This is a genomic window from Pseudomonas sp. PDM24 (genome assembly GCF_019218905.1).
GTDB lineage: Bacteria > Pseudomonadota > Gammaproteobacteria > Pseudomonadales > Pseudomonadaceae > Aquipseudomonas.
Map to the genome: position 1 here is coordinate 1,129,517 of NZ_JAHUWR010000001.1, position 14,134 is coordinate 1,143,650.

General features: G+C 57.2%; 13 protein-coding genes. 1 reads left to right on the top strand and 12 read right to left on the bottom strand.

The features are described from left to right. Positions 1-10: 10 nt before the first annotated feature. From nhaB to KW837_RS05210, 3 genes are all read right to left on the bottom strand, one after another. Complete coding sequence (gene nhaB / locus KW837_RS05200) at positions 11-1,513, bottom strand: sodium/proton antiporter NhaB (protein ID WP_218394762.1); 1,503 nt, start codon at positions 1,511-1,513, stop codon at positions 11-13. Between the two features lie 77 nt (positions 1,514-1,590). After that, positions 1,591-2,880, bottom strand: a complete 1,290-nt coding sequence (locus KW837_RS05205; RefSeq protein WP_218394763.1) for a hypothetical protein — start codon at positions 2,878-2,880, stop codon at positions 1,591-1,593. Between the two features lie 279 nt (positions 2,881-3,159). After that, positions 3,160-3,423 carry a hypothetical protein gene (locus tag KW837_RS05210; protein WP_192342935.1) on the bottom strand — a complete coding sequence of 88 codons (264 nt, stop codon included), beginning with the start codon at positions 3,421-3,423 and terminating at the stop codon, positions 3,160-3,162. Between the two features lie 342 nt (positions 3,424-3,765). Here KW837_RS05210 and KW837_RS05215 point away from each other — a divergent pair, with 342 nt between their 5' ends. Beyond that, positions 3,766-5,091: a sigma-54 dependent transcriptional regulator gene (locus KW837_RS05215; RefSeq protein WP_218394764.1), complete on the top strand. Its 1,326-nt coding sequence runs from the start codon at positions 3,766-3,768 to the stop codon at positions 5,089-5,091. Between the two features lie 126 nt (positions 5,092-5,217). Here the strand turns inward: KW837_RS05215 and KW837_RS05220 are convergent, their stop codons facing one another. From KW837_RS05220 to KW837_RS05260, 9 genes are all read right to left on the bottom strand, one after another. Beyond that, positions 5,218-6,498: a transporter gene (locus KW837_RS05220; protein WP_123496759.1), complete on the bottom strand. Its 1,281-nt coding sequence runs from the start codon at positions 6,496-6,498 to the stop codon at positions 5,218-5,220. Positions 6,499-6,544: 46 nt separating this feature from the next. Next, positions 6,545-7,282 (bottom strand): hypothetical protein, encoded by a 738-nt coding sequence (locus KW837_RS05225; RefSeq protein WP_218394765.1) that lies wholly within the window; start codon positions 7,280-7,282, stop codon positions 6,545-6,547. Between the two features lie 32 nt (positions 7,283-7,314). Then, the gene (locus KW837_RS05230; RefSeq protein WP_123496755.1) at positions 7,315-7,995 is read right to left on the bottom strand and encodes a C39 family peptidase; all 681 of its coding nucleotides are present in this window, start codon (positions 7,993-7,995) and stop codon (positions 7,315-7,317) included. A 62-nt stretch (positions 7,996-8,057) separates the two neighbouring features. After that, positions 8,058-9,353, bottom strand: a complete 1,296-nt coding sequence (locus KW837_RS05235; RefSeq protein ID WP_218394766.1) for a heme utilization protein — start codon at positions 9,351-9,353, stop codon at positions 8,058-8,060. A 51-nt stretch (positions 9,354-9,404) separates the two neighbouring features. After that, positions 9,405-9,977 (bottom strand): adhesin, encoded by a 573-nt coding sequence (locus KW837_RS05240; RefSeq protein WP_218394767.1) that lies wholly within the window; start codon positions 9,975-9,977, stop codon positions 9,405-9,407. Between the two features lies 1 nt (position 9,978). Beyond that, positions 9,979-10,419 carry a hypothetical protein gene (locus KW837_RS05245; protein ID WP_218394768.1) on the bottom strand — a complete coding sequence of 147 codons (441 nt, stop codon included), beginning with the start codon at positions 10,417-10,419 and terminating at the stop codon, positions 9,979-9,981. 487 nt (positions 10,420-10,906) lie between these two features. After that, on the bottom strand, positions 10,907-11,431 hold the full coding sequence (locus KW837_RS05250) for an AAA family ATPase (RefSeq protein WP_218394769.1): 525 nt from the start codon (positions 11,429-11,431) through the stop codon (positions 10,907-10,909). Then, positions 11,428-11,991 (bottom strand): nicotinamide riboside transporter PnuC, encoded by a 564-nt coding sequence (gene pnuC / locus KW837_RS05255; protein WP_008069278.1) that lies wholly within the window; start codon positions 11,989-11,991, stop codon positions 11,428-11,430. The genes KW837_RS05250 and pnuC overlap by 4 nt, the downstream gene beginning before the upstream one ends. A gap of 231 nt (positions 11,992-12,222) precedes the next feature. After that, positions 12,223-13,857, bottom strand: a complete 1,635-nt coding sequence (locus KW837_RS05260; RefSeq protein ID WP_218394770.1) for a methyl-accepting chemotaxis protein — start codon at positions 13,855-13,857, stop codon at positions 12,223-12,225. Positions 13,858-14,134: the final 277 nt, after the last annotated feature.

Genomic DNA, 14,134 nt, shown 5'->3' on the forward strand with positions numbered 1-14,134 from the left:
TTGGCCAGTGTTACAGCCAGTAGCTCACCGCATACCAGCCCAACACGCCCATCACCACGGTATAAGGCAGCGCCATCCATACCATCCGCCCGTACGACAGGCGAATCAGCGGGGCAATCGCCGAGGTCAGCAGGAACAGGAACGCCGCCTGACCATTGGGCGTCGCCACGCTCGGCAGGTTGGTGCCGGTATTGATCGCAATCGCCAGGGTTTCAAACTGTTCGCGGCTCATGTGGCCAGCGAGGAACGCCTGTTTCACTTCGGTGATGTAAATGGTCGCCACGAACACATTGTCGCTAATGGCCGACAGCAAGCCATTGGCAATAAACAACATGCCCGGCTGTTGACTTGTCGGTAGCGACAGCACCCACTGGATCAGCGGTGTGAACAGTTGCTGATCTTGAATCACTGCCACCACTGCGAAAAACACCACCAGCAGCGCCGTGAACGGCATGGCATCCTTGAAGGCGTTGCCAAGGCGATGCTCATCGGTAATGCCCGTGAATGCGGTGATCAGCACGATCACCATCAAACCGATCAAGCCGACTTCGGCGACGTGAAACGCGAGGCCGGCAATCAGAATCAGCGCTGCCGCGCCCTGAACCATCAACGCAGCGCGCTGACGTGCAGTGCGTGCGGCGTTGTCTTCGGCGGCGTAGTTGGCCAGCACCGTACGCACGTTGTCCGGCAGCAGCGTGCCATAGCCGAACCAGCGCAGTTTCTCCAGCAGTACGCAAGTCACCAGACCCGCTGCCAATACCGGCAACGACACCGGTGCGACCTTCAAAAAGAATTCGGCGAAGTGCCAACCCATTTCATGGCCGATCAACAGGTTCTGCGGCTCGCCAACCAGCGTGCATACACCGCCCAACGCGGTGCCGACCGCACCGTGCATCAGCAGGCTGCGCAGGAAGGCGCGGAACTGTTCGAGGTCGGCGTGATGGAGCGTGGGCAAGTGCCGGTCATCGCCGATTTCGCTGTCCTGACGCGGATCGCCACCCGAGGCGACACGGTGATACACCGAATAGAAACCCACCGCCGCACTGATAATCACCGCAGTCACGGTCAACGCATCGAGAAACGCCGACAGAAACGCGGACAGGAAACAGAACATCAACGCCAGCAGGGCCTTGGAGCGAATCCCCAACAACAAGCGCGAGAAGAGAAACAGCAGCAGGTCTTTCATGAAATAGATGCCTGCCACCATAAACATCAGCAGCAAGATCACCGGAAAGTTGTGCACCAGCTCATCATAGAGCACCTGGGGCGTGGTCATTTTCAGCAGCAATGCTTCGACCAGTAGCAACCCGCCTGGCATCAACGGATAACACTTGAGCGCCATGGCCAGGGTGAAAATAAACTCCAGCACCAATAACCAGCCGGCCGCCACCGGACCGACTGTCCACAACACCAGAGCGTTGAGAATCAGGAAGCCGACAATGCTCGCCTTGTACCAACGAGGTGAGTGCCCGAGAAAATTATGCGCGAAGGCTTGGGCCATTGAACCAGACATCGGCTACTCCTTGTATTAAGAAGCGCGCAAGTTGCCGTAAGAACAACAGAAGATCAAGTGCGGAAAATGACGTTGGCCTAACACCGATAACGCGCGACGACCGCGCGGCAGTTGCCGTCCAGTGAGTAGCCGCCTATGACAATGCAACCGTTGGCCTGAATGGCCAATGAAGTAGCAGTATGCGAACCGCGACTCAGGTGTGTGCGACACCAGCCGATGCCCTTGGCAAAACTGCGATCCAGCTGTCCACTGGGTAAATATCGGGCAAAAACGAGATCAGCTTCGACCCCGCCGACCGTCGCTCCGACGGTCAGCACTCGCCCGTCCGGCTGAACCCCGGCAGCGGTCCAGTGGCAGTCGCTGCGGTCGACTCCCAATAGCTTTGGCTGGCCACCGTGGCAATGAAAATCCGGCCGGCCATTACTGTGAACTTTCAGAGACAGGCAGAGCATCGGGTCGCGACTGCTGCCAAAGCAATGCAAGTCACCGTTTTCATGCTGGACGATCTGGCAGACCCGAGCGCTGTGCTCGCGTGCCTTGAAGGTCATGAAACCATCCACGGCGAAGCGGTCGTCCAGCCGGCCATCCGGGTGATAACGCGCCAGCAGACCTTCCTCGGGAACATTGATTGTTCCGCTCACCAGGATCCGACCATCGCGCTGCACCATCAAGCTGCAGAGCCAGGTGTTCATTAGCAGGTGCCGGACCATGACGAAACCACGGCCGTTGAAACTATCGTCCAGCGAACCGTCGGCGTTGAGTCGTATCAGCATGCCGGCGTGATCGGCCAGGTCGAAGTGATGATTGGCCAGCAGCAGGATTCGACCGTCGTCCTGCACGCAGACATCACAGGCTTCAGCGCCCGGCACGCCACGCGGTAACCAGGCATCGCGAGCGCCCCGGGAAAGATCACCCGGCAGGCGCACTACGCAGCATCCATTGTCGCCAAAGCCCTGGACCGGGCGGCCTTGCTGATCGAACATCGCCAGGGCAGGCAGCGTACGGTGAGCATTTTCGTAATGCAGGCCGGCCACCAGAATGTGCCCGTCGGCCAATACCCGCACCTTGCCGGCCATGGCTTCGAAGCCGTGGGCGAACTGCCCGCTGATGCTGCCTTGTTTGCCAAATGCCAGATCCGCCGAACCATCTGCAAGCAGGCGGGCCAGGCCGAAGCGATAGCCGCCCGGCGTACCGACTTTTGCCGCCACCAGCAACCGGCCGACAGGGTCAATCGCAATGTCATTGGCCATGCTGGAGAGGCTGCCGGAAAAATACACATGAGTCTTGCCGGTGCCAGCAAAACTCGCATCGAGCCGTTCAGCGCCATTCACGGTTGCAGGTAAGGCAAAAGCAGTCTGGGGTGACATGCATGCATCTCCTTGCCAGTCGTCCTGATCCGGGTGCCCGGAAGGTGACCGCCTGAGCAAAACATTCAATCCCTGAATGACTCGGCGCACAACTGTTTTCATGAGCCGGAGGGGGGGCGTTTTGTGCCAGAACAGTGTCTTTTCGAACCACTGAAAAGCCTGCCAAGTAAACCGGCGTTTAGAAGTTGAAACAGGGGAGGGATTGCGCAGCTGACTGTAGAAAATCGTCAACTAAAAAGAAGGGGGCGCGGATTGCCGGGCGGCAATCCGCGAATACACTTAGTGCGGCATGGACCATGATTGCAATTTGTAACCTTCCTGGCTCAACTCGGCACGGGCTTCTTCCAGCACATGTTCAAGTTGCGCCGGATCGGAGTAGGCGCTGCTTGGAATTTGTTTGCGGCTGATGCGCGTGTTGGTGCGATCAATGATGGCCAGGTTTAGTTCGCTACCGTCTTGTAGAGCCCAGGCCACGCATTGAAAGGGTTGGAATGCGCGGTCGGCAATCAAAAGTGCTTCGTTGATACGGAGCGGGGCGTTCATGGGATCTTCTCTCTGTATGCCCAAACAAGTGATGTGCCGTCGGTTGGGCTTACCGTTCGGCTGGTTACTTGTACTGATGTCCGCAACCGGGGGTTGGGTCACACACAATCGAAAGAAATTTTAACTTTCTTTGATTGATTCGATATTCAGGCCGCTTCTGAAAGCTGAATGAAAGGTTTAACCCGTTAGGCAACTAACCAACTGACTTCTTATAACTAATAAGCAAACAACCCTATAAGCAATCGATACAAGCTCGCGTCAAATTCTTGCTAGTGTTACATCGAAGCCCGCCAAATGACTGTTTTTACTAATATTTCCTAAATTTGGCGTCAAGGAACAGTCATGATCGAAGCGCCTGCCTTACGACGTCTTTTAGTAGTGGATCCTTGCGACGACTGCCACCGCTTGTTGCCGGGTTTACGCGCCGTTGGATGGGATGTTGACAGCTGTACGCTGGAAAACGCCACTGAACGAACCTGCGATGTTGGCCTGTTGCGTTTGCAGCCCTTTCATCTGGAGCGCCCGGAAGCCGTCAAGGAATTGATCACCCGTAGTGGTACCGAGTGGATTGCAGTGCTGAATCAAGAAGTCCTGCGATTACAAAATGTCGGAGACTTCGTCTGCGAATGGTTTTTTGACTTCCATACCCTGCCGTTCGATGTCTCACGGGTTCAGGTCACCCTGGGCCGAGCGTTCGGTATGGCACGCTTGCGCGGCCAGGGCACGGTTCATATCGATCAGCCTGAACATGAACTGCTTGGCGACAGTAAACCGATTCGCGAACTGCGCAAATTGCTCAGCAAACTGGCACCCACCGAATCCCCGGTGCTGATTCGCGGTGAAAGTGGGACCGGCAAGGAGTTGGTCGCTCGCACGCTGCATCGACAATCCCAGCGTCACAGCAAACCGTTCGTGGCGATCAACTGCGGGGCGATTCCCGAACACTTGATCCAGTCCGAACTGTTTGGCCACGAGAAGGGCGCCTTTACCGGCGCGCATCAGCGCAAGGTCGGGCGGATCGAGGCGGCTAACGGCGGAACGCTGTTTCTCGATGAAATCGGTGATTTGCCTTTGGAACTGCAAGCCAATCTACTGCGCTTCCTGCAGGAAAAACACATTGAGCGTGTAGGGGGCCACCAGCCTATTCCGGTGGATGTGCGGGTATTGGCGGCGACGCACGTCGACCTGGAAGCGGCCATCGAGAAAAAACGCTTTCGCGAAGATCTTTACTACCGCTTGAACGTCCTGCAAGTCATCACCGTGCCGCTACGCGAGCGCCATGGTGATCTCTCGATGTTGGCCAATCACTTTTCCCATTTCTACAGCCATGAAACCGGTCGTCGTCCGCGCAGCTTCAGCGAAGACGCGCTGATCGCCATGGGCAAGCACGACTGGCCGGGTAATGTCCGCGAGTTAGCCAACCGGGTACGGCGCGGATTGGTTCTGGCTGAAGGACGGCAGATCGAGGCGCGAGACCTGGGGTTGCTCAGTCAACATGCCACCGCTTCGCCGATGGGCACGCTGGAAGACTACAAGTGCCGGGCAGAGCGCCAGGCCTTGTGCGATGTACTTAACCGCCACAGCGATAATTTGAGCAACGCCGCCAAGGTGCTGGGGGTATCCAGGCCTACCTTCTACCGTTTGTTGCACAAGCATCAGATACGTTGAGCGATTGCAGACCCGGAGCGAGGCTTGCCGGCGAAGAACGATAGCGCGGTGATTCAGTTAAACCGCCTGGCGTTCTTCGCGGGCAAGCCTCGCTGCTACATGATCAACAAAAGTGTGTGCGCGGGATTAGAAGTAGTACGGGAATTTCAGGCTGAAGGAAAAGTCCGGCGAGTCGTCGGTCAGGCCGATGGCCAGGTTGGGAACGATCGTCAGGTTATCGGTCGCGGCCAGGGTCATGCCGATGTTGAAGTTGGCCGAGTTGTAATCGCTGTTGGAAATCGATTGCCAGTCACCACCGTCCGGCTTGATCTTGCTCTTGCTGGCAAACTGATCGGTGAACGAGAACGACATACTCATCTTCTCGTTCAAGGCGAATGCAATACCGGCGCCGATCTGCCAGGAATCCCCCAGTTTCACGTCCCCGGGCACCTTGGAGTTGACCTGAGGGCTGATGTCGCTGAAAGAGTCTTCCATGTTGTAGGTGTAGGCCAGGCTGCCGAACAGTACAGCCGGGTCGAAGCTCTTGACCAGTGAGAGACCCGGAGTGATCGACCAGACACCATTGCCGGTAGGCAACTCCTCGGGTACCGAGAGGTTATCGTTGTTCGGGTCATTGACCAGCTTGATGCCGTAAGGGTCTTCACCGGTCGGCGCCTTGACGCGCAGTGTAAAGACCGCGTCGGGCAGATTGGCCGACTCATCCAGAAACTTGTAGGCAACGCCAACGTTGATATCGCCGATGGTCGGATCGCGGGTCACGGTTGCGTCCGACGTCACCGGGCCCGCGCCGCCGGCGCCACCGGAGGAATACGTTGATTCGCGATACACCACGGGGACGTTAATGTCGAACTGCCAACGTTGTGCCACGTTGTAGCGGGCGGTCAGGTCCAGGGTCCAGTTATCCGCCTTGATTCGGTCGAGGTTGATGTTGCCGAGGAAAATCGAGTCCAGTGCCAGAAAGCCGTTGAGAACCAGTGCACGGGTATCGTAGTGCGTGTACGTCAGGCCGGTTTCGAAGCTGAACTTGCCGCCACCGAAGAAGCCGCTGGCTTCGTCATACAGGTTGGAAACGCTTTGCGCAGGCTGCGAATCATCCTTGAGCGATTGGCCGTATGAACTGCCCGTGGTTCCCGGCGCACCGGCAGCCACTGTCTGACCACTGCCGGGCGTTTCCGCTGGGGATTTGGTCAGGCGTTTGGGGGCAGGCGTCGCAGGTGTTTCTTCGACTTGGCGAATGCGCTGCTCGAGTACCATCAGCGCGTTCTGTTGTGCTTCGTAACGCTGTTTCAACTCCATGAGTTCTTGTTTTAGTGCTTCGACCTGGGGGTCCGGTGCTGCATACAGCAGTGGGACCGGGGCCAGGCTACTCAAACAAACGATAGCTCTGAACGTCAACGATCGGTGCATGGGTTAGCCGTCCCTTCTGACTACATCGGGTGACACTGAGCGTAGATCAGAATCCTTGAGTGCGAAGACCTTTGAGCTGGTCCAGGTTGCCGTTCAGCGACCCGGTTGTCACGTTGTCACGCAGCACGACATTGAAGGACGTGAGGTTGTTGACCTGGTTACCACCGCCGAGCAACGTCGTGTTCTGCATCAGCCCACCCTGGGCCAGGCGTTGTTCGGTGCTGCCCTGGTTGTTGTTGGCCACGATGTTGAGTTGCACCCCCGTAACGGTCGAGGAAACGCTCAACGCGCCCGCGCCATTGGCGCTGACCAACGTCGAGCCTGGGGCCAACGCCTGGCCCTGCTGTTGCGTTGCTGGCGCCTGGCTCGCCTTTGTGACGTTGATCTGAACGTTGTTGTAGGCACTGTTATGGTCGCCGGCAGCACGCACGACTTGAGTGACGCCTTCGGTGCTGTTGAGGCCATTGCCGCCAGTGACGCTGCCGGTGCCTTGCGAAGTCGTTGAGCCATTACCCTTTTCATTGATCATCGACACATAGAACTGTGGCTTGATGGTCGATTGTTGAATTTGCATCGAGGACGTTGCCCCGATCACTTCACCATTGGCGTTTTGCCAAGTGCTGGTCATGACAATGCCGAAACTGATAATTCGCCCTGGCATGACATAGCGGCCGCGCAGGGTCGCCAATTCCTGATCCTTCAGCTCAATGGGTTTGAACGTCTGTGCCTGGGTCGGGAGGCTGGCGGCCAGGCAAACCACGGCCAGCCAGAGTGGAGTCTTCATGGGATGCTCCCGGAGCGTCGTGCTCCTTGTTATCAGAAGAAGTCGCTTTGAATGAAGCCGAAATCCATCAATTCTGCGTCTCGCACCGGAGTGAAGGCATTGATGCGGTTCTTGGCGGTCAGTGGCATGGGTGGGTCGAGCAATGCATTGGCTTTGTCGTAGCCCTGGCCGATGACCGCAAAGATGATGCCGTTCCAGCCTTTTACAAAGTCGTCGACTTTGTAGCGTTTATGACCGAGTACCGGATCTCCGATATAGACCCAGCCCTTGTGAACTCTTTGCATGACCACAAAATGTTTGTAGCCGCGGATATCCAGAAGCACCACAACCGGAATTCTGATGTCGCTCAACGTTTGCGGCGCTACCCGGTAGCCACGGGCCCGCATGCCGATACTTTCCACGTAGCGCTTCATGTCGAGCATGGAGAAGCCCTGGACACGGACAAGGTCTTGATCGGAATGTGCCAGCATGCCTTCGATGATCTGTTCTTCATTCACGTCCAGCCAATAGGCTTGGCGCAATATGGTTGCCAGCGCAGCTGCGCCGCAACTGAAGTCGGTTTTCTGTTGCACCAGGTCGGCAAACTTACGCTCGCGAATGCTCTGGATCGGCTTGTACACCACCGCGCCACCCGGCAGGACGGACAGCGGCATTTGTGCAGCCTCGCTCACACTGGCCACGCACAGCAAAAATGCCAAGGCAATAATGCGCATGGAAGGACGCCTTCTGGTTGTGTTGAAACAGGCCCCCGTGAGGGGGCCTCCAGAGACAGCAATTAGAACGAGTTGTTGGAAATGGCCAACGAGTTGCTTTGTTGGTTGCCCACACCCGCAGCCACGTTGACGCCCAGGTTGCCACTGCCACCATTCACCGAACCGTTCAAGGTTGCGGTGTTGGTCACAGGGTTGGCCCAGCCAGTTGGAGTCAGCACTTGATAGGAATAGGTGTTGCTCAAATCAAAAGAACTGCTCTCGCTGTAACTTTTTGATTTGTCGTACGAAGATTCGGACTCTTTGCTGCCCGATTTTTCGAACGAGGAGGCCGACGAGCTCTCCCACGACTTATCGAACGATCTTTCGAACGAGGAGTCGCTCGATCTTTCACGCGATGCGTCGAAATCTGCATCGATCGATGCGTCAACCGATACGTCGACAGTCCTGGTGCGGGTGCGATCGCCATTGCCATTGTTCCAGGTAACCGTTCTGGTGGCATTCGCAGACGCGTCCAAAGCAGCACTCAAAGAAGCACTGCGGCTGGAGCTGCTGTCCGAGCTTCTGAAGCCGCTCGCATCGGAACTTCTGGAACCACTCGCATCAGCGCTTCTGGAACCACTCACATCGAAGCTCGAAGAAGCGCTTTGGTTAACGCTCAAATCGGAAGACTTGTCGCGAGAGGAACTACCGCTGGCCGTTGTGGTAACGGTTATCGTATCCAGGCGAGTTGTCCGATCAGCGTTGTTATTCACTACCAGGCCAGGACCTTGTTGATCGGCAGAGGCGGTGGCTATTGCGTTACCAAGCGGGGCATTGGTATTGGCAATGGCCATGGTGTTCTTCTGTTGGTTAAGGTCGCCGCCAGCAATGTTGATACCCATATTGCCGCTGCCGCCATTCCCCGATCCGTTCATCACGGCAGAGGCTGTACTACCGAAGTTGTTGACCCTGTTGTTGTTGCTGTATTGCGTGACGTCGGCGGTGGCTTCAGCAGTGCCGAACACGAAGCTGTTGTCCTGACTGGAGTTTGAGGCAGCATTGGCGATGGCGGATGCGTTGTCTTGTTGGTTGCCACTACCTGCCGCCACGTTGACGCCGACGTTACCGCTGGCGCCTGTGGCAGAGCTGCTCATCTCGGCTTCGTTGATAGTCCCTTCATTACGGATGCGGTTGCCGGTACTGCTCTGGTTATCCCACGCATTGGCCGTCGCATAGACAGGGATCTTTGTTGGAGGAGGGGGTTTATGACCATGGTGGTGGTCATTGTCACGCCAATCGTTCTGCCCAGCTTGTACAGCAACAGCCATGACCGCAGCAATTGCGAAAACCAGAGGCTTGAGTGCCATCGAAGGTTTCATGGTGATTCTCCGTACTTATTTTAGGTTAAGTGTTGTATCTACCTGTTTGGATCAATCCGTGACCCGTACGCTCAGGGTGTTGGCCATTCGGTTTCCCACCCCGGAGCTCTGATTCAACTGGATCACCCCACGGCTACCGGTGAAGGCCTGATCGCTGGTAGCGACCTGGCGATTGCCTGGTGCAGAGTCAGTTGGATCGGAGTTGTTGATCAGCGTCACGTTCTGCTGCATGAGGACGCTGTCGTCGATACTTTGCGGCTGTGTACTGATACTTATCCGCAGGGCATTGGCTTGCTGGTTGCTGGCGCCTGCGCTCTGGTTGACGCCCAGTACACCGTTGCCGTGGCTGAAGGAGTCGCCTTGAATGCTGGATCGAGCGTCGATCTTGGGGTCGACTTGCGTACGCAGCCGTTGGCGAATCTGTGTGGTAGCACTGGCGTTGTTGCCAATGGCGATGGCCCGGGCGTTGGCCTGTTGTTGCTGATCGCCCGCCGCCTGGTTGACCGAGAGGTTGCCTTGGTGCTGCATGCCCGAACCGTCGATTTCGGCGTTATTGATGACGGGAGGCTGGGCAAAGGTCGATGCACTGCAAAACATGGCCATCATCAGCAGCGTACGATTCATCTCAACGGTCTCCCGTTACAACTCTCAGAGCACCCAGACCTTGCTGGACATTTGAATTGACCATGTTGGCGATACCGTTGCCCGAGTTTCCCGAACGTCCAGCGGGGAGGTTGGAAAGCTGGGTCTGGTTGGTGAGATTGCCGCCCAGGTTGTTGTGGGTGCCTTGAGTGACCAGGCGGGAGATACCGGCACCACTGGCGACGTTGGCGAAGTCGCCGTCGCTCAACTCGTTCGTTTGCCTGAGGACTTGTCTGGACGGGTTGGCATTGGCGGTCGTGGGGCTAGGGTCGGGAATCACCGGTGCACGCGTTGCCATGCGCGGTTGGACATCACGTTTGATAATAATGATGCCGTTGTCAGCCTGTACGGGCAGGCTGACACTTGAACCCAGTGCACATCCGATCAGTAAGAGGCTAAAGATGCTGTTATCAAATGTCCCCACGGCGGCAATTCCTTCTTTGTTGTGGGCTGGTCCTGGTCAGCGTTGTGAAGGAGTGAGCGAAAGCTGTGCCGGTTTTTGATTATTGTTTTGATTCAGAGGGTTATCGATCAACGCTAGTGGATCGATGAAAGGGTGTTTCAGGTCTGAGACAACCGCCGGGACGGCAATATTGATAAGAGATCGCAATAGCACTGGATCCAAGCTTTATGCGGGATGTATCAGCGTTCTAACACATCGCATGACAGGACGATGACCAGCGTTGAAATGGGTTGTTCGAGAGGGGACGGTGTTTCAGAAGCGGACGTATTTGCAAAAATACTGCAACAAATGCTGGGGTATTTGGCCAGTGTCCTTCAGTTCCGCACAATCCAATGTGGGAGCGGGCTTGCCCGCGAAAGCGGTGTGTCAGGCGACATCAATATTAACTGTGCCGGCGTCTTCGCGAGCAAGCCCGCTCCCACATGGATTGGGGGGCCAATAAGGGAGATCAGCGCCCGAGCAGCAGCGTGACGGCTTGCAATGCCTGAAGCCGGCGTTCGGCCCAATCGCCCTGAAGCACTTGAACAGTTTGTCGATGCTGCTCCAGCCATGCTTGAGTCGCGTTGAAAAAAGCCCGGCGTTCCTCCAGCTCGGGCTGACACCGTTGACCGTCATCGGTCCAATCGACTTGTTCGGGCGACAGCAGCAAGTGCAAGTCATAGTGTCGAGCCAGCAGTGCTTGCTCGAGCCAGGCCGGGCAATCGCCAAACAGGGTTTCGCTCCAGAGCATATTGCTCAACAAGTGAGTATCGAGAATCAGCAATGGCGGCCCCAGGGCGCGAGCTTCGTCTTCCCATTGCAGCTGACCGCGAGCGATTTCTGGAATATCGGCCGGGCAGGTGTCTCGCGCCTCCTGCTCAATGAACCAGCGCACGTATTCGCCCACCAGAGCGCCGCCGAATTGCTGTTGCAGTTCGGCGGCCAGCCAGCTCTTGCCACTGGATTCAGGCCCTGTCAGTACCAGAACTTTCATGTGCGCAACGCCGGATCGGTGCGCCATGTCCGCCAGCCATGCACCGCCAGCAGTGCGAATACCCCATAGAGGCCGGCGGTCAGGTACAGCGCTTTGTAGATGAACAGGCCAACAAAAATGATGTCCAGCGCGATCCACAGCGGCCAGCATTGCAGACGTTTTTGCGCCATCCATAACTGCGCCACCAGGCTGAAACCGGTCAGTGCCGCATCGAGCCAGGGCTGCGCGGCATCGGTCCAGTGGGCCATCGCGGCGCCCAGCAGCAAACTGCCGACTGCGCCGACGGCCAGTCCGAGCGCAACGGATTTGCCATCGAGCAGGCTGACATGCCGCTTGCCATGGGTCGCGGTCCCCTGGGTCCACTGCCACCAGCCGTAGATCTGCAAACCGGCGTAGATCACTTGCAGCAGCATGTCCGAATACAGCTTCACTTCGAAAAAGATCCAGCTATACAGCAGCACCATGACCAGACCGATCGGCCAGCACCAGGGGTTCTGTTTGACCGTCAACCAGACGGCAATCACGCCGAGGGCGGCAGCAAACAGTTCAAGCCCGGACATGGAGGTTCCTTGGTGTCGTAAAAATGAGGGGGAGCGAATTGTACCCGGATTGTTGGGAATGGGCTTGTTGTGGGGAAGGGGGGTTGCCAATGCCAGTCAATCAAACGCAATCCCTGTGGGAGCGGGCTTGCTCGCGAAGGCGGCGGCACAGTCAATATTGATGCTGCCTGATACACCGCTTTCGCGAGCAAGCCCGCTCCCACAAGGGACCGCGTCAGGTGAAGAAAAGAGTTACACCCGAAACTGCTTCAGCAACCCGTTCAACTGCTCGCTCAATTCCTTGAGATGAACGCTGGCCACGCTCGACTGCTCGGCCGCCAGTGCCGTGCTGTGGGACAAGCCTGCGGCCTGGGTCACGTTCTGGTTGATGTCTTCCACCACGTGGGCCTGTTGCAAAGTCGCGCTGGCAATCGAAGCATTCAACCCATTGAGATTGCGCAAGGCCTGGCCGATGGCATTCAGGCTGGCGCCGGCCAGGCCGGCCTGCTCGATGGTCAGTTGCGAGGCACGGCTGCTGTCGCCAATCACCTTGACCGCCGCTTCCGAATGGCTTTGCAGGCGTTCGATCATCGACTGGATTTCCGCCGTCGACTTTTGAGTACGCTGGGCCAACAGGCGCACTTCATCGGCGACCACCGCAAACCCGCGACCTTGCTCGCCGGCTCGGGCGGCTTCGATGGCTGCGTTGAGGGCCAGCAAGTTGGTTTGCTCGGCGATGGAGCGGATCACTTCCAGAACGCTGCCGATTTGAGTGCTTTCGGCGGCCAGCGTACGAATCACTTCAACGGCTTGATCGATGGTCGACGACAGCTTGTCGATCTGCTGCAGGCTGCCGTCGATATTGACCTGGCCCTGTTGCGCTTGAGACTCGGCATTGCGCATTTCACTGGCCGCGTGTTCGGCGTTTTTGGCCACATCCTGCACGCCGTAGGTCACTTCGTTGATCGCGGTCGCCACCAGTTCCATTTGTTGGGATTGCTGTTGGCTGCGCTGCTGGGCTTGCGCGGCATCATTGCCCAGTTCATTGGAAGATTGGCCCAGCGCACCAGCGGACACTTGCAGCTGACTGATCACCAGGCGCAGTTTCGCGGTGAAGGCGTTGAAGTGCCGGGCCAGTTGCGTGACTTCGTCCTGACCGTGGGTATCGAGGCTGCGGGTCAGGTCGCTTTCACCGCTGGCAATGTTGGCCATGGCGTTCACGGTTTCCTGGAGCGGACGCACGATGCTGCGGGCAATCATGATCACCAGCAGGGCCATGATCAGCGCAATCACCAGACCCACAAAAGAGGCCTTCCAGACTTGGGCATGAAATTCGGCCTGCATGTCATCGATGTACACACCCGAACCGATCACCCAACCCCAGGGCTCGAACAGTTTCACGTAGGAGGTTTTTTCCACCGGCGCGCTGGCGCCCGGTTTCGGCCAGCGGTAATCGACCATGCCGGCACCCTTGGCCTTGGCGATGGCGACCATCTCGTTGAACAGCGCGAAACCGTCGGGGTCGCGGATCGTCGAGAGATTCTGACCTTCAAGTTTCGGATTGGTCGGGTGCATGACCATGACGGGCGTCAGGTCGTTGATCCAGAAATAATCGTTCTGGTCGTAGCGCAAACCGCGCACGGCGGTCAGTGCCTGTTTTTGCGCGGCATCGCGGGTGAGGGTGCCGGCAGTTTCCAGGCCGTGATAGTAGGTGAGGATCCCGCTGGCGGTCTGCACCACGTGCTGGGTCTTTTGGGCCTTGGCCTGATAGAGGTCGTCGTGAATCTGCTTGAGCATCAACACGCCCAACGTCAATAGCATCACCACGGCCACGATCAAGATGAGCCACAAGCGTCGGCTGATCGACACACTGCGCAAGCTGTTCATAACGCGGTTACTCCGGTTTCTTGTTCTTGTAATAAACGATCGCCAGCATCCAATCACACTTTGCCGATCGGGCCTATCCGACTCAGGTCCTATTACGCGGCAGCGTAAACGAGGCTTGTCTGATAGGATTTCGGCCCCGCGCGGGAAAACCTGAGCCCAAGTCTTTTTTTCACGCAATTTTTACCGTTTTGCGTGGATCTTGTGCGCGCGGGGATTCAGCTAAGGTTGATCGCAGTTAACGCTTATAAATTATTAACGGAGCATGCCTGGGGGCATT